The sequence below is a fragment of the Mucilaginibacter sp. genome (assembly GCF_025359345.1).
GTDB lineage: Bacteria > Bacteroidota > Bacteroidia > Sphingobacteriales > Sphingobacteriaceae > Mucilaginibacter.
Genome location: NZ_JANYGQ010000013.1, coordinates 140,343 through 156,427, shown reverse-complemented (window position 1 = coordinate 156,427; position 16,085 = coordinate 140,343). Strand labels below are relative to the sequence as shown.

General features: G+C 41.2%; 18 protein-coding genes. 3 read left to right on the top strand and 15 right to left on the bottom strand.

Going from position 1 to position 16,085, the window contains the following annotated elements; genetic code table 11:
• Nucleotides 1-2: 2 nt before the first annotated feature.
• The 8 genes from Q0R52_RS07465 to Q0R52_RS07430 all read right to left on the bottom strand — a co-directional run bounded on the left by Q0R52_RS07465 (nucleotide 3) and on the right by Q0R52_RS07430 (nucleotide 4,564).
• On the bottom strand, nucleotides 3-596 hold the full coding sequence (locus tag Q0R52_RS07465; RefSeq protein WP_295793564.1) for an RNA polymerase sigma factor: 594 nt from the start codon (nucleotides 594-596) through the stop codon (nucleotides 3-5).
• A 140-nt stretch (nucleotides 597-736) separates the two neighbouring features.
• Nucleotides 737-1,414, bottom strand: coding sequence for a tRNA (guanosine(37)-N1)-methyltransferase TrmD (gene trmD, locus Q0R52_RS07460; protein ID WP_295793562.1), 678 nt, complete (start codon nucleotides 1,412-1,414; stop codon nucleotides 737-739).
• A gap of 158 nt (nucleotides 1,415-1,572) precedes the next feature.
• Nucleotides 1,573-1,977 carry a VOC family protein gene (locus Q0R52_RS07455; RefSeq protein ID WP_295793560.1) on the bottom strand — a complete coding sequence of 135 codons (405 nt, stop codon included), beginning with the start codon at nucleotides 1,975-1,977 and terminating at the stop codon, nucleotides 1,573-1,575.
• Nucleotides 1,967-2,389 (bottom strand): VOC family protein, encoded by a 423-nt coding sequence (locus Q0R52_RS07450; protein ID WP_295793557.1) that lies wholly within the window; start codon nucleotides 2,387-2,389, stop codon nucleotides 1,967-1,969. Before Q0R52_RS07450 ends, Q0R52_RS07455 begins: the two co-directional genes overlap by 11 nt.
• Before the next feature lie 57 nt (nucleotides 2,390-2,446).
• Nucleotides 2,447-2,647, bottom strand: coding sequence for a helix-turn-helix transcriptional regulator (locus Q0R52_RS07445; RefSeq protein ID WP_252793457.1), 201 nt, complete (start codon nucleotides 2,645-2,647; stop codon nucleotides 2,447-2,449).
• A gap of 2 nt (nucleotides 2,648-2,649) precedes the next feature.
• Entirely contained in the window at nucleotides 2,650-3,534 is an 885-nt protein-coding gene (locus Q0R52_RS07440) for a hypothetical protein (RefSeq protein WP_295793554.1), read from the bottom strand.
• The gene (locus Q0R52_RS07435) at nucleotides 3,531-3,968 is read right to left on the bottom strand and encodes a hypothetical protein (protein WP_295793553.1); all 438 of its coding nucleotides are present in this window, start codon (nucleotides 3,966-3,968) and stop codon (nucleotides 3,531-3,533) included. The genes Q0R52_RS07440 and Q0R52_RS07435 overlap by 4 nt, the downstream gene beginning before the upstream one ends.
• Nucleotides 3,965-4,564, bottom strand: coding sequence for a hypothetical protein (locus Q0R52_RS07430; RefSeq protein WP_295793552.1), 600 nt, complete (start codon nucleotides 4,562-4,564; stop codon nucleotides 3,965-3,967). Before Q0R52_RS07430 ends, Q0R52_RS07435 begins: the two co-directional genes overlap by 4 nt.
• Before the next feature lie 106 nt (nucleotides 4,565-4,670).
• Here Q0R52_RS07430 and Q0R52_RS07425 point away from each other — a divergent pair, with 106 nt between their 5' ends.
• Nucleotides 4,671-4,838, top strand: coding sequence for a hypothetical protein (locus tag Q0R52_RS07425; RefSeq protein WP_295793551.1), 168 nt, complete (start codon nucleotides 4,671-4,673; stop codon nucleotides 4,836-4,838).
• A 52-nt stretch (nucleotides 4,839-4,890) separates the two neighbouring features.
• On the opposite strand, the gene Q0R52_RS07420 is transcribed toward Q0R52_RS07425, so the two are convergent.
• The 5 genes from Q0R52_RS07420 to Q0R52_RS07400 form a co-directional block, all read right to left on the bottom strand.
• Complete coding sequence (locus Q0R52_RS07420; RefSeq protein ID WP_295793550.1) at nucleotides 4,891-5,148, bottom strand: hypothetical protein; 258 nt, start codon at nucleotides 5,146-5,148, stop codon at nucleotides 4,891-4,893.
• Nucleotides 5,149-5,522: 374 nt separating this feature from the next.
• The gene (locus Q0R52_RS07415) at nucleotides 5,523-6,524 is read right to left on the bottom strand and encodes a virulence RhuM family protein (protein ID WP_295793549.1); all 1,002 of its coding nucleotides are present in this window, start codon (nucleotides 6,522-6,524) and stop codon (nucleotides 5,523-5,525) included.
• Nucleotides 6,525-7,441: 917 nt separating this feature from the next.
• Nucleotides 7,442-7,957 carry a GNAT family N-acetyltransferase gene (locus tag Q0R52_RS07410; protein WP_295793547.1) on the bottom strand — a complete coding sequence of 172 codons (516 nt, stop codon included), beginning with the start codon at nucleotides 7,955-7,957 and terminating at the stop codon, nucleotides 7,442-7,444.
• Between the two features lie 427 nt (nucleotides 7,958-8,384).
• The gene (locus Q0R52_RS07405; protein WP_295793545.1) at nucleotides 8,385-9,254 is read right to left on the bottom strand and encodes a toll/interleukin-1 receptor domain-containing protein; all 870 of its coding nucleotides are present in this window, start codon (nucleotides 9,252-9,254) and stop codon (nucleotides 8,385-8,387) included.
• A 9-nt stretch (nucleotides 9,255-9,263) separates the two neighbouring features.
• On the bottom strand, nucleotides 9,264-10,661 hold the full coding sequence (locus Q0R52_RS07400) for a hypothetical protein (RefSeq protein WP_295793543.1): 1,398 nt from the start codon (nucleotides 10,659-10,661) through the stop codon (nucleotides 9,264-9,266).
• Between the two features lie 162 nt (nucleotides 10,662-10,823).
• Between Q0R52_RS07400 and Q0R52_RS07395 the strand changes: the two genes are divergently transcribed.
• Both Q0R52_RS07395 and Q0R52_RS07390 read left to right on the top strand, forming a co-directional pair.
• Nucleotides 10,824-11,153, top strand: a complete 330-nt coding sequence (locus Q0R52_RS07395; protein ID WP_295793541.1) for a nucleotide pyrophosphohydrolase — start codon at nucleotides 10,824-10,826, stop codon at nucleotides 11,151-11,153.
• Nucleotides 11,153-13,345: a DNA/RNA helicase domain-containing protein gene (locus Q0R52_RS07390; protein ID WP_295793539.1), complete on the top strand. Its 2,193-nt coding sequence runs from the start codon at nucleotides 11,153-11,155 to the stop codon at nucleotides 13,343-13,345. The genes Q0R52_RS07395 and Q0R52_RS07390 overlap by 1 nt, the downstream gene beginning before the upstream one ends.
• Before the next feature lie 155 nt (nucleotides 13,346-13,500).
• Here the strand turns inward: Q0R52_RS07390 and Q0R52_RS07385 are convergent, their stop codons facing one another.
• Together Q0R52_RS07385 and Q0R52_RS07380 are read right to left on the bottom strand one after the other, a co-directional pair.
• Nucleotides 13,501-14,397, bottom strand: a complete 897-nt coding sequence (locus tag Q0R52_RS07385) for a hypothetical protein (RefSeq protein ID WP_295793536.1) — start codon at nucleotides 14,395-14,397, stop codon at nucleotides 13,501-13,503.
• Between the two features lie 598 nt (nucleotides 14,398-14,995).
• The gene (locus Q0R52_RS07380; protein ID WP_295793535.1) at nucleotides 14,996-15,583 is read right to left on the bottom strand and encodes a YdeI/OmpD-associated family protein; all 588 of its coding nucleotides are present in this window, start codon (nucleotides 15,581-15,583) and stop codon (nucleotides 14,996-14,998) included.
• Between the last annotated feature and the right edge of the window lie 502 nt (nucleotides 15,584-16,085).

The window sequence follows — 16,085 nt, the reverse complement described above, 5'->3', positions numbered from 1 at the left end:
TGTTAAAGCATGTTTCTTAATTTTTCTAATCCGCGCGACAGCAGCGATTTAATTGTTCCCTCGTTCTTATCTAATATGGCGCTTATCTCCGTATTGGTTTTTTGCTCAAAATAGCGCAGCGCAATTACTTCCTGGTATTTAATATCCAGCCTAAGCAGCTTGGCGCGGATCAGGTTAAAATCGTTAAAGCCCTGCATTTCTTTCTCCATTGCTTCGCGCTCGTCGCCGTCCTGTTGGTGCAACAGCTTTTCCATTTGGGGGTTCTCCAGCAGTTGCTGTAACGATTGCGGCTTATATTTACTGCTGCGATAATATTGATTCAGCTCGTTAGTGGCAATGCGGTACAGCCACGCCGAAAGGCTGATCCCCCGCCATTGAAAAGTGTTTATCTTCAAAAAAGCTTTTAAAAAAGTTTCCGCAGCAATATCTTTCGACAGGTCATAATCGGCAGTACGGCGTAAAATGTAACCAAACACGGGCTTATACCAAATGTCAAACACCTGCCCAAACGCGGCCGGGCTGGCGCGACATTGTTGTATAAGTTCTTTTTCCTGTTCGGGGTTCATGGTTGCAACGCTATAATGCAAAGGGTGCATTTTGGTTGCAATCTAATTTACGATATAATGTTCGAAGTAATATCAATAGTAGGGGCGTATTGAATACGCCCTGGTGAATATGCAATGTGTGTTGGTTTGTTGATAAGCAGACGAGGGTGTATGCGATACGCCCATACAAATTATTCATCTAACAAATCCGGCCTTCTTGCCCTGGTGCGTTCAACAGCCTGCTCAAAGCGCCATTTTTCAATTTCTGGGGTATTGCCGCTTAATAAGATATCGGGCACCTTGTAGCCGTTCCAGTCGGCTGGGCGGGTGTACACAGGAGCGTCCAACAGGCCATCCTGGAAAGAATCAGAAAGGGCCGATGTTTCGTCAGACAATACACCGGGGATCAGCCTCACCACGGCATCAACCAAAACCGCCGCGGGCAATTCGCCGCCAGACAGCACGTAGTCGCCAATGGAGATCTCGCGGGTAACGTAAATATCACGTATGCGCTGGTCAATACCTTTATAATGGCCGCAAAGTATAATAATGTTTTGTTTGCCGGATAGCTGATTGGCAATGGCCTGGTTCAGCGTTTCACCATCGGGCGACATAAATATCACCTCATCATATTCCCGCTCGGTCTTCAGCTTTTCAATACAGGCTGCAAAAGGTGGTATAGTCATCACCATGCCACTGCCACCGCCATAAGGATAATCATCAACGCTTTTTTGTTTGCTGGTTGAATAATCGCGCAGGTTATGTACCACAATTTCGGCTATTCCCTTTTTTTGTGCACGCTGCAAAATAGAATGAGCAAAGGGGCTCTGCAGCAAATCGGGCAATACGGAGATAATATCAAAGCGCATATGGCAAAGATAGGGTTTTGGAGAGAAGCAAGAAATCAAGAGACAAGAATCAAGACGTCAGCAATCAAGATGATAAAATCACTTCTGTTCAAGAAAACAGCTGGCAAAGCATTAACCAACATTTTTCTTGACTCTTGTCTCTTGATTTCTTGCCTCTCCTACAAAGGTCTGCAAATCTCCCAATGATGCCCGTAGGGGTCAATAATATGCCCTAAGCGGTAACCATAATCCTGGTCGGCAACGGGGTATACTTCGGTTGCGCCTGCTGCAATGGCGCTGGCAGCGAAAGCATCGGGATTGGCCACTATCAATCCCATCCGGATGGGAATCGATGCAGCTTTCTCAGGCGTTGCATGCTCTGCTTCCGGCGGGCCATCGGCCACAAAAAAACGGGCACCATTAATAGATAGTTCAGCCACAATAGCGCCATCCGGTGCTTCAACACGCATCAGTTCATCGGCGTTAAAGGCCTTTTTATAGAACTCGACCGCAGCAATACCATTGCTTACCGATAAAGTAGGCCTGATAGCCGTTTCGAAATCATTTGTGGTGTTATTCTCCATAGTTACCTGTCATTAAAATATCGTTGTTAATTATTTTTTCAATCGTCCAGTGATGGCCAAATGGGTCGACTATGCTGCCCTGGCGGTAGCCGTATTCATAATCTGTCACCGGCGAGGTGATCCGGGCGCCTGCGGCCTCCGCTTGCGCTACCACCGCGTGCACATCGCCAACCATCAATCCAACGTTTACCGTGGTGCCATTGTGTGTAGCCGGACTAAAGCCGGTATTTGCCGTTTGCTCATGAATATGAAACAACGCATCGTCAATGGTAAACCCGGCGACATGCACCGAGCCGTCATCATTGTTTAATCTCCATAGCTCAACGGCATTAAATGCTTTAACGTAAAAGCTGATATCGGTTACCCCGTTTGGAATAACCAGCTCCGGGGCAAAAGTTGTTTTGGTTTTCATATGGGTTTATTTTATCCTTCTGTCTTGATTCTTGGTTCCTGACTCTTGGTTCTGCTCTCAATCCCCTTCTTCCAACATAAATATCTCTTCGAGCGGCTTGCCGAAAACTCTTGATATTTTTAATGCCAGTACGGTTGAAGGTACGTATTTATTACTTTCGATGGTGTTAATTGTTTGACGCGATACGCCTACGGCATCGGCAAGATCGGCCTGCGTTATATTTTTTATGGCGCGTTCAACGCGTATGTTGTTTTTCATAACTAAATGCTTTTAACTTCTGTTTGCCTCGATATGCGGTACACCCGGTAGTAGAACCAGCCGATGAAAATCAGCGGGATGGTTACCAGGTTCACCAGCTGTATATACAGGAAGCCAATACCGTAAACCAACCAATTGGATAGTAATAATACGGCATAATTTACATACACAGCAACCTGCATGGCGTCCAGCCGGGTGGCATTAATGTATTCGTCTTCGGTTTTTTCTGTCGAAAATATCCACAACAACAAACTAAGCGGCAGCAGCCAAAATAAATTTGAAAGGGCATTGCTCCAGTTAAATGCTTCATTGGCTGCTACAATCGCCATAATTACAATTGACACCCATTTCCCTATTTGCCGGTATGGTTTATAAGGCAGGTAATGCACTTGCTTTATGTCAAACTCATTTTTATTGCGATATAACAAAAAGTAAAAGCGACCGATAAAAATAACCAGCGGCACAAAAAAGTTGTAAACCGTATACTCAAGGTTATTGGTTAAATCATCAATAAATTTATTAAGCGATGTTGATTTTAACAGGTAACCAACAAAGGCAAGCAAAGCAAAACATGCATATAAAATGTAATTTACCAATATGGCCCAGTACAACGAGTTTAGCCTGATTTTGGCTGTAAGCTCATCTTCCTTTTTAGTGCGCGAAAATGCAACCAGCAATAAGCCTACAACTACCAGCGTAAGCGCCAGCTCGTTAGTAAAGTTTTCTACAGCGCTTAAAAACAGGGTGCTGGTACTGCGCAAGCGGATCTCCAGGCCTGGAATACTGTAATTTTGATAAACCACCAGGTAGCCCAATATGAAGCCGGGAACAGCCAGTATTGCACCCAGGTATTTTGTCCATGCAGGGAATAAATATGTTGTTTTCATTTTGTGTCCTCCTTTATTGAATGGTTAAGCTTGAATATTACCCACCTGAAACGAATGATAAAAAACGCCAGAGGCACCCATAGGTTAAGCTCCAGGATGTGCCCGGTATCGTTTATTAAAACAAGGCTGGCTATAAGTACAATATAATTAATGTAGATAGCCCACCGCAGCGAGTTAAGCCGGATTTGCCATATCTGCTCATCCTCTATCTTTTCGCGGGCAAATGCTACAAGGAATAAACCTGCCGACATAAGTAGCGTAGTACAGATAAAAAACAGGTGTTCGCCATTGAAAAGCGTTTCATTAACAGGCCCGTGGTCGAGCACGCTGTTTATTCCATGCGCCTTGCCCAGTATAGCCAGTGGCACGTGCGCAATTATGCTGCCCCACCCAATGTACCGGCACCAATACGGAAATAAAAAATGGTTTTTCATGATGCTAATGGCTGATTTGGTAAACGGCTAAACTGGTACATCCTCCATTGAAAACGAATGATGAAAAATATAAGGGGAGTTATAACATTGAAAATAAGTATCGGCAGAAAATTAGTGCCATATATAAAAATGACACAAATTATAAAAATGCCATAGTTAACGTAAGCAGCCCACTGCAATGAGTCTAGCCGCATCTGCGCAATCAGTTCGTCTTCTATTTTTTCTCTCGAAAAAGCAATCAATAATAATCCAAAAATCACCAGTAAAATTATGACGTCGTTATGCCACCTCGTTCCCTGGTCTATGATGACACCAGGCTGTAGATTATGCGCGGAACCCGGCACGCCGTGCAAGTCAGCGTAAACGTAGCCTTCCGGGCGCAACATCTTTAAAGCAATCGCAAAAATCAGATCAGCGGCAAAACATAAGTAACCTAACAGTCGCCATTTGTGGGGGAAAAGAAATCTCGATTTCATTTTTTGTAAAGTTTGATTTACCAAATGTAAAACAAACTTTACAAAAGTCAAATAAACTTGACAAAATATTTTTTCTTTTCTGTAGAGGGAAGAAAACGCACTGAATAAACCATCACCCACCCTTAACAATGTAAAATTCTTGTTTGATTCGAAACGAATTCTGGATAAATTCTGGATTTTTTATTACCTTTAAGGCCGACCCTTGCAATAACCCTAAAATATTGACATGGAAAAAACAGCAGAATACATGATGCTTCTTGATGAAAAGAAGTGCATTTCGTATGAAATACAGTTGTTGAAAACCGAATTAGCTAATCGAAAGGCGGATTTAGCCTTAGTTCGGGAGAAAATTAAAAATGGTACAGGGAAAAAATTTGTCCACGCTGTTGGGTAAACCCTGATAAGTTTGATAGTTTCACCCCATCATCCATGGTCTATTCACTAATTCACCCATTCACCGAAACCCTCAACTCTTTATCAACCGACGCATGCGCCTGGGTTAAACCGTCTTCTTCGAAGAACCTGAACTGTACGCCGTGGCTATGGTCTGAGTAGCCAATAATGCGCAGCAACTCGTCGGCGATGCCCTGGGTTTGGCTGGCGTTTAGTTTGGCCTGTGTTGATACGTAAATGGTAGTTTGATTTAAATAATTGCCCCCGGTTTCCATATTAATTCCAATTAATGCTGCCGCCTGAGAGGGCATGCTGCACAGGTAAAATTAGGCAGCCGCAGTCTGGCCCGCAATGGGGAAAATACCCTATTTAGTGAGTATAAATACGGTTATTGAGCGGGTAATAGTACGTGTTTGTACGTGTTATAAGTAAGCCGAAGAACTATTTCAGGGCTTTTAAGGTTACCAATTCGTTACCCTTAAAATCAATTTTAGCATAGTTTTATGTTCCTGTGCACAGTGAAACACAAGGAACAGGGTGGAACAGCAAAAAGGTGCGCCGAAGTGCCAAAAACCTTGTTTCTGCACTAATAGGGCGCTTTTTCTCGCATTGCCGCGCTGAAAAACGCGAAAAGCACTGACAAAATAGTGTCAGCACTTTTTTAAAAAAATTGCTTATAGCGCTGTTATTTGGGCTTCTTCTTATTCAACTTTTTAGCAGTGGTCTCAAGCTGTTTTAAAAAGTCTTTTTCGACTGCTGAAAGGTCGTTTTTGGTTTGCTCTTTATATTTTTCGTATTCGGTGGTGGCTTTGTCGAGGGCCTGTTGGTGGCTGATGGTGCCGGCGTTATCTAAAACATCGTTACCCGTCATTTTTACAAAGTCGTCCAGGCGCGCTATCCAGTCTTTCATATACATGGGCTTGCGGTTTAGCGCCTGTAATTCGGCCAGTTCCAGGTAGGCGGTTACCATGCGGTTAAGTATATTCAGCTCGTCTTCGTCGAGGTAGTTTTTGGCTATTTCAATTTCCTGTCGGGTTGGCTTGCTGCCTTTTAAATGCGTAAGCCCGAGGTTTGTTTTGTTTGCATCAATGCGGTAGAAAATAATTTCGGCGGCGGTATGCCCGTGTGCCGCCCAATGTATTTTGTTTTGAACGGTTTGAAAAAACTGTACCGAAATTTGCAGCCTCGGGTCGTAGTCTATACTCGTGGCATAAATATCGAGCACTTTGCGCCAAAACACTTTTTCCGACGAACGTATATCCCTGATGCGCGCCAGCAATTCGTCGAAATAATTGCCCCCGCCGGCTTGCTTCAGCAATTCATCGTTCATGGTAAAGCCCTTTACAATGTACTCCCGCAGCCGGGCAGTTGCCCATTGCCTGAACTTTGTTCCCTGGTGACTTTTTACCCGGTAGCCGACAGAGATAATTACATCTAAGTTATAGTAGGCCGTGTCGTAGCTTTTACCATCAGCAGCAGTTGTTCGGAAATTCCGGACAACTGAATTTTCCAGCAATTCAGCTTCAGCGAAAATATTCCTGATATGCTCGCTGATGGTTGATTTTGATTTTTGAAATAACTCGCAAAGCTGCGCCTGTGTTAGCCACACCGTTTCGTCCTCCAAACGGGTTTCAATCCTGGTATTGCCGTCTTCAGTTTGGTATATAATTATTTTGCTTTCATCCATGTTTTGCGGCTATTGCCTGTTGCAAGTGCAGGTTTTAAAGGTACGGAATTCGGTAATATTAAAATAAGACAGGTTGATTTTCATTAGCCTGGCGCGAATAAATTGCATGCGGGCTACCTAAACGCGGGGCATGGGAGACATAGTCGTCCGTGGTTTCTAAACTACAAACAGCCGGTGCAAATCACCCTCTCGTCATTGCGAGGAACGATCCGCCAGCTGGCGGATCGTTCCTATGAAAGCGGCGTGTATACACCATGTAACATCGGGTTGCTTCGAAATTTAGTTTCGGGGATTAACCTAATGTTCACCCCGCTCAATTGCCGCGGGGGCTAGTCCTTTTTGTCTTGATACAAAAAGGACCAAAAAAATCAAGTCACCAGAAATGCTTCTTTGCGCTTTAGGCCTTTCACGCACAAAGCCAAGACAACTGCGGGCTGGAATCTTTTTGCCGGATGACCCTGTCTCTCGTCGAACCTGTATGCAAAAATTTCCTATGCCCTGCCCGGCGCACAGGCCTGCAGTTGTCTTGGCTTTTGCCCGAAGCTTATCTGGTGACGGACAACAAAAAAATATTGGATGCCTCAAAGTATTTCATGGTTAGTGAAGCAGTAGCAATGTGTTTAAGGCGGGCAAAGGCACGACAGAAAAGCGGGCCGGGGAGTCTGGCCTGCAGCGGGGAAGCTTTTTTCTGTCTTGATTTTTTTGGTTACTTTTTGTATCAAGACAAAAAGTAACAGCCCCGCGGCAATTGAGCGGGGACAACATAAAGTTAATCCAATACCCCCGCATCAGCCCCCCCGCCTCCACAGTATACAATCCCAGTCGCCCCCCGGTTTGCCAAAGGAAAGCATACGGACCAGGGCCATTCATGGTGAACCTTCTAACTCCCAACTGATTAATCAACCACTCACCATTCACTATCCACCACTCACCAATATGTAAATATTTTCCCCGCCATTAATCTTCACAAAGCCAAACCTTTCAAGTATTTGGATGGATCGCAGATTCCCGGGGTGGGTATCGGCTTTAATGGACTGCAAACCTAACCGGCCGAAACCATAAGCTAATACATGGGTTATTGCTTCGTGCATCATGCCTTTACCCTGGTGATCGGGGTGCAATTCATAGCCTATTTCGGCCTGGTATTGTTCGGGGTCGAAATTGCGCAGGCCGATAGTACCCAATAGCTTATCTTCGTTTTTGCGGGTAATTACCCAATAAAGGCCCTCGTTGCGCTGCGTAATTTGGTTTACCGTTGCAATAAATTCCCGCACATCATCCAACGACTGCGGCAGCGACCGGTCTAAAAAACGGTTCACACGCTCGTCTGTACGCAGGGCAAAAAGTTCATGCACATCGTCATCCTGTAATTGCCTTAACACCAGGCCTTGGGTTGTTATTGTTGGGAATGGCGTAAAATTGAGGTTAAGCATAGCTTGCAAATTTAACGCCTGTTTAATTCATCAGCAACCTCATCCCCCTGGTTTATTCAATTGAGGCTCATGAAGCTCAATAATTAAAAGCAGGTTATTTTATAATTGATCGAAACAGTTAACCACTGCCAACTGCCTAAAGCCAACTAATTAACCACTCACTACTCACCACTCACTACACCCAACTGCCCACTGATTATCATGGGGTTCCCCGCCGGTAGAAGCGGGGCGCGCTTTCTGTTCATACGCCTGCAGGCCTTAGGCGCGGCCTGCACTGAGGCCCCCCGAAGGCCGGTATCCACGGCAATCGCTAACCCGGGTTTGTGGTTAAATGGCATGCGGGTTACCTGAACGCGGCGCACTAGTACCCCACCTCTGCAGGCCGCGCTGCATACTAGCGCGAGAAAGAGAGAAGAGGTATACAATGTCATAAGATTAAAATTTCGAATTTTGCTTCAGACACGATGACATCAAAGTTTTTATTTGATTTTTCAATATTTAAATAGTTTCTAATAGAGACAGGTAATATTAGAATGTCGTCATTTTCTTTCCGGAAACCAGCGAACAACCCCAATTTTTTCTCGTTACTTTTATTTTTTATTGTAATATTATCCCCTATTTTTATTTCTTTAAATATCTCTTTGAAGACATGAGGCAATAAAACAGGCTTATTTAAATTAATTCTAACCTTTGATCGTTCATTGAGATTAATCGAACGTTCAATGATCTCGCTATATTTATCTCTCGCAGTATTACCCAAGTAACCTTTAATTTTTAATTTTAAATATCGGTTATGATCGTCAGAAATTGAATTGATGTTGGTTTGTTTAATGTCCTCAGTAAGCAATCTTTTGTCTAAACCGGTCAATTTCGTTTCAACGTTGGTTAACGATTTAACCAGTTTTTGGATAAATTTATAATATTTTTCGTCGCGTAAAATTAGCCTATCGCCATCTACTATTCTAGCAATATCAGATACATCTGCAAAAAGCATATGTTGAAGTTCTTTCGGAATCTCGCATTTTTTATATTTGATAGGAATGATTTTTTTTTGAAAACTTTTCAAAACTCTAGCCAACTCCCGTTGAACCCATTCTGAATTTATGCTGCTTTCAGAGAGGACAACGATAAAATGCGATGTATCATCAATTGACAGTTCTAGCTTTTCAACTAAACTGTCTCCAAAGTTGAGTTCGTCTTCATCCACCCAAGTATTAATTCCGTTTTCATTCAAATCGGCTTTAAGAGTTCGTACAAACCGCTTGTCATCGCTACTATGCGAAATAAATACTTTCATTTCTTGGGACTAATTTATTGTTAAATCAATTGTTTTATATTTTAACCGAAAATTATACTCTTCGGCTAAACCCAATAAATCGTCTTCTAACTCGAGTCCTTTTTGAACATCGACAAATTTAAACCCAATAACGAAATAATAACCATGAACAATTTCGTCTCCATAATTGGTTTTTTGAAGAAATGAATCAAATGTCTTTAGCAATTCAGAATTTCTTGCATATTTTACTTCCAAAAATGCAATTGATTTATAGCCGCTTTGAAAGATAAAATTAATAATTCCTTTACCAGCCTCTTTTAAATCGATCTTACATCCAATTGCTTTACAGAAATGTTTAATCATTCCATATAACAAAAGTTGACTGGCCTTTTCTCTTTTGGGTTTTGATGAACTATCCAATAACAATGTATAGCCGTTGGATTCTTCAAGAAATATCCTGAAGCTTTCTGCCAACTCATCAAGAAAAGAAATGAAGGAATCCGGATCTTTAACGTCCGTTTCTAGCGGGCTATCATTCACGAATTTCTCAGTTGCTTTGTGCCATTGATAAACACCCGCCGGGTCATTTTCTAAGTCATAAGCGTTTTGCTTATCTTCGTCCTCCTTAAATTTTAAATATTTTGCTACCCAATCAGGGTTGTTTCTTGCTATTTCAACAATTTTCTTTTTGTCTACGTTTGACTTAATCTCTACATTTAATTGGTCTTTTACACTGTCGTCAAATTGCTCCCAGCAATAATCAAAAAAATCTTCCGAATTCAAGGCATTTATACTTGCGAGAAATCTTTTTGGAATAAGAATAATCGGTCCATTGTTAAACGGATTTCGAGGCAACCTATATTTTCTAACGACCCATCGATTGGTACTTTGATCGAATACCCGGCAAGGCAAATCGGAAAGTGGAATATTTAAACTATTGCAAATGCTTTGACTATATGCGATGAATTCTTCTTTAAGAATGTTTATAGCTGTGTCACTTATTCTGTCTTCTTTAATATTTGCGTTAAAAATTCCTAATTCCTCAAAATGATTTAAATTGATAATTCCGGCATTTATGCTTTGATAGATGGCCGAAATTGTGTTTTTTGCAAAACCTGAACCAGAGCCCGCGCCGTCGACACTTCCTATTGAAAACCCCAGACATGCTTCTCTGGGCTCCTTAAAAATCACTCTACTCATTAAAACTTTAAATCGTGGAGACTTCACATTGTAAGGCACGTTAGCTGCTTCCTCAAAGACCTTTGAAAAGAAATCCATAATCTTTTGATAAGCCCCTTGGAAAAGTCCGGTGTTATCTAAATAGATTAAGAAGGGATCTACAAATAACAGGGTGTCATCATCCAGGATAGGATTAAACCAGTCTTCAGACCCGTTTTTGACAATTTTAAAGCGATCGGAAAATAACATAATGACAAGGGTTAAATTTAGGTTATCTAATTGCTAACTAATCAATGAATTACTAAGGTATATATAAATTTGATTATGGACATTGTCAATGTTGTTAATCCTTTCTATTAATTGTAATTTTCGTTTTTTAAATTCATACTAGTTAATTATCGGAATTGTGTAATGAATGATTGGAAAGAACTACAAACCTTATTAATAGAATTTCGAGATGAACGCGACTGGGCGCAATTTCATAACGCTAAAGATTTGGCACTCGCTTTATCGATTGAAGCTGCCGAGTTAAATGAATTATTTCTCTGGAAAAATGCTAACGAGGCTAACGTAGAAAAAATTAAAGACGAACTTGCTGACGTTTTGGGTTACGCTTTATTGCTGGCGGATAAATATAATCTGGACATCAACGAAATAATGACGAGCAAGATTCAAAAGAATGCAGATAAATATCCTGTACATAAGGCAAAAGGCAACGCAAAGAAATATAATGAACTATAATGTTAAATAAACCCTTTGAAATAAAAAAGTATGAATTTAACGCCACCATGTTTAATGAATTTCAAGATGCTCATTATGCAAAAGATTTATGGCCAATTGTGTACATTTTAAGTGACGGCAATGTTAAAGAAGCTTATGTTGGTGAAACAACCGATACATACTCAAGAATGGCTGCCCATTTAAAAAGTGACGCTAAAAATATCCTATCAACAGTCCATCTAATTAGCAGTGAAAAATTCAACAAGTCGGCCACGCTTGATATAGAATCAAATTTAATAAAATACATGGCGGGCGATGGTCAATATAAATTGATAAACGGAAATATCGGCCTGGCAAATCACAATTATTATCAAAAAAAAGAAGTTTATTGGGATATTTTTAACCTAATTTGGAATAATTTAAGGTCTGAAGGCATTACTAAATATTCAATTGAGCACATAAATAACTCTGATCTTTTTAAATATTCGCCTTATAAAAGCCTTACTGCTGACCAACGCGCGGGGTTACTAACTATCCTTAAAGGCTTGCTTAATGGTAAGGTTGAAAATATTATTGCTGAAGGGGGAGCAGGAACTGGCAAAACCATACTAGCGACATTTTTATTCAAGCTTCTCAACTCGAATTACGAGGAACTAAATTATAAAGAATTTGGAGATGACGAGTTAGATTTTATTCAAACAGTTTTTGAATTAAAAAAAGTATATCCTAATCCGAGGATGGCTCTCGTTGTCCCAATGGCTTCATTTAGGAACACATTAAAAAAAGTATTTAAAAATATAAAAGGCTTAAACGCAAATATGGTAATCGGCCCCGCAGATTTAGCTAATGGTCGATTCGACATAGTTTTAGTCGACGAGTCCCACAGACTACGGCGAAGAGTGAACTTGGGAAGTTATTTTCGCTATTTTGATTTAGCATCCGCAAAGCTGGGTCTTGATAAAAATAAGTTTAACGAATTAGACTGGGTTGTAAAACAGTCAAACAAGCGAATATTCTTCTACGATGAAGATCAGTCAATTAAACCTGCTGACGTAAAAAAGGCTGATTTTGATAAGTTAAAATCGTCAGAATACACGAGAGTCATGTCTTTGAAATCTCAATTCAGGGTGAAAGGCGGCAATGGCTACGTTAAATATATCGATGATCTTTTGAATTGCAAACTAAAGGAATCGCAGAGATTTTTTCCTTCAAAAGACTATGAATTCGTACTTTTTGACTCGGTAGAGACGATGGTCAGCGAAATAAAATTGAGAGAGTCTGAAGGAGGTTTGGCAAGATTGATCGCAGGTTTTTCATGGCCATGGATATCAAAAAATGATAAAACTGCGTATGATATCATCATTGACAATTACAAACTGCAGTGGAATAGTGTTTCGGACGATTTCATAAACTCCGCAAATGCATTAAATGAGGTGGGGTGCATACACACCACTCAAGGTTACGATTTGAATTATGCGGCAATAATCTTTGGGAATGAAATCAGTTATGATAAAGAAATAAATGAAATTGTAATTTTAAAAGATAACTACTACGATAGGAACGGAAAATCATCAATTAAAGATCCTTTAGAATTAAAAGGGTTCATAATTAATATATACAAGACGATAATGTTGAGGGGAATAAAAGGTACATATCTATATGTCTGCGATAAAAATTTAAGAGACTATTTTGAAAAACATATCGAAACACGCCGCAAAATCACCTCCGCCGTTAAATATTTAGATCAGGATCATATTATCCCATTCGTAAATTCCGTTCCGGTCTTTAACTTGAAGGCTGCCGCAGGATATTTTAGTGACCTCCAGCAAATTAATACCGAAAGCTATGAATGGGTTTCGTTACCTCCTAAATATAAGTCGTCTCAGGAATTATTTGCATGCACCGTTATTGGAGAATCCATGAACAAGGTTATTCCGAATGGCTCGCTTTGCTTATTTAGAAGGGATGGTGGAGGCTCTAGAAATGGTAAAATCGTTTTAGTTCGACATTCCAATATCCAAGATTCTGACTTTGGCTCAGGCTACACTGTAAAAGAATATATAAGTAAAAAAAATGTCACCGATGGGCAATGGCATCATCAATCAATTTCGCTGAAGCCATTATCATACGATTCGTCATATCAGGATATTGTTTTGACTGCGGATGAACTGGCTGACTTGGAGGTAGTCGGAATATTCGAGTGCGTTTTATAAATTAACATTATTGTACAGCCAGTATTCTTCTGTTTTATAGGAAAAGGGAGGACGAGCGAACGGAAGATCGTTGACATTTTCAACTCATAATGAGTTTGAATATAAATAGCAGTCCGACACAGATTTATGTCGAACCGCTGTAATTAGAAACTTTGTCAAATGGAGAGGTTCGCCGGCGGATAATGCTCTTTAGCATAATCCGTAAACCTATCCACTGAATCATTGTACTCGACAACAAAGTCGACGAGTTCAGACTTAGGCTTTCTATAAACCTCAACGATATTTTTTGTTATTTGTCGTTTTGTGCCATCTTTAAGCGTCTTTACGAAACGCCCTTCTTTTGTTACTGTAATCTTGCCTTTTATTATATCCGGTCCGATAAAATTTCCGGCTACGAAGTAATTAAAATTATTGACATAGGCTCGCGGAGAAGATAACACTTCCTTTGGCAAAAGAATAATTGGTTTACCTAAATAGCTCGGCAGTTCAAAATCAGCATACTCCCAAACTTCATGCGCGGCATTGTAATAATGACGCTGAAAACTCTCGGTTGGAATGTTGTGTTTCAAGCACTGCTCTAAAGTAAATGCTGCAAATTTATCCCTGCAAACATTTTCAATCGTATCTGACATAATATCTTGCCCGATACCAGTAACCAGTAGTAAAACACTATGCGCTTGGTTGGTTATACTTACCCCGCCTCTAGCAAACCGATTATTTCTTAAAGCTTCGAAAATTGTACCCGCCCTGGTCGCAGATATTGCTCGGCCTTTGTTTGATGCTGAATATCCTAAATGGTATTCGTTCGGCTCGTGCAAGTTGTCAAGAAATAATAAACCGTTGCGCTGGTCATTAGGCACGATATAATCCCTATTAAGCTTAGTGAAAAAACCGGTTAATTGAACATATAACCCATTAAAAAATCCAGTATCCCGGTTATTAGTTATAAGAAACGGATCGATAAATACCTCCAAATCTTCTTCAAGAGGTATATTTTGGAACTCAACCGGCTGAGAGTCGGGAATTCCGAAGTGTTGCTTAAATGTTAACATCTTAGTAAAAAAATTATACCACTTAAAAAAAGCGATAAATGAAAGAATAATAGATGCTTACGGTATTCTTCCCGCTAATTTTTTTTACTTTCAAACGTTCATTTTTAACAGATGTCGATAATTATCTTGAAATTATTTTGAGTAATACCAAAATTTACACCACATTTGCGCTACAATTTAGAACAATTTAATCCCCAGGAAATCAAAAACCTGGATTGAGGTTACCAGCCTCCGGCTAATGGAGTCTGTCTGGTGCGTCAACACCTTTCAGACTTCATTTTCTCAGTCTCTTATCTTTTTCTACTTCAACAATTTATCTATGGAGTGATTAGAGACAAAGCTACAACATGGTTTTACAAATTATTCCTTTAAGTTTTTAACACCCCCAATAAGTTTTGCACAAAAACTCCAACTTTTCTTAACATTAATCGCATTAAACATTGATTATCAGGGTTTTTTGAAAAATGTTAATGACCCTAATAAGTGTGCAATATTTTCGAAGGGCTACAATAAATTCCTCCTCTCGCTAGTATGCAGCGTTTAGGTAGCCCGCCTACATAGCATCCCGGAATCGGGTGCTGCTTTAGGTTTCTTTCCCCTAATGAAATTTCTCGCCCTTAGCCAGCATTTCCAGGATAATGTGCATTCGCTTTTCGCGGGTCTCCGGTTTTTTGGCGGTCTGCAGCCGCCAGGTGATGGCATATTTGTTGGTTTTGTTCAGCGAGTCGAAAAAAGCTTTTGCCTTTTTGTTTTTTTCAAGGAGTTCGAGAAAATCGGCAGGGGTTGTGGAATTGGAAGGTGAATCATATGCGGCCGCCAGGCGCCCGTCGTTGTTTGCGTCTTCAAAAGCCTTCAAACCGGCGGCTTTCATTCGCTTTTCGTTGGTAAGCCGTTCAATATGTTCGATGTTTCGTTTCGACCATATACTACGTGCCCGGCGCGGCGTGAATTTCTGGACCCAGGAATCAGGGTCAACTTTCTTCTTTTGTCCGTCGATCCAACCATAACAGAGTGCTTCGTCGAGTGCTTCTGCATAGGTAACCGTTTTTTCACCCGATTCTTTGTTGAAAATGCGCAGCCAGATACCGTCAGACTCAGCATGATTGGCAGCAAGCCATTCCCCCCACGCACTTGCCGACGCAAATGATTGGGTGGGCGCATCTTTCTTGTTTTCTATCGTACTCATTTAGCCGCTGTCCATTTAAAGCACGACAGCCGATACTAACTTACGGAAATGTTTTTGAAATGAAGTTCAGGAAGCGTCAAAAGCAATTTTTGTCCCCGCAGGGTCTCCTGAAAGGGACCCTGCGCCGCGTGCCAGGTATGCGCGGGATTATGCTCCATACATGTATAGCTGCAAACCATCGCAGGGTCCTCTGCGAGAGACCCTGCGGAGACAGAGACAGAAGGGAAAATGAAAAAAGGGTGTCATGCTGAGGTACTCGAAGCATGAGCGCAATGGCCTATACGACTTGCTTAGCACGCGGGCAAGGGCCTCTACGCGCACCCTTCGAGTGCCTCAGGGTGACATGCCATCACACGTTCAATAGATAGTTCTTTTTGTCCCCGCAGGGTCTCCTGAAAGGGACCCTGCGCGGCGTGCCAGGTATGCGCGGGATGATGCTCCATTCATGAATAGCTGCAAACCATCGCAGGGTCCTCTGCGAGAGACCCTGCGGAGACAGAAG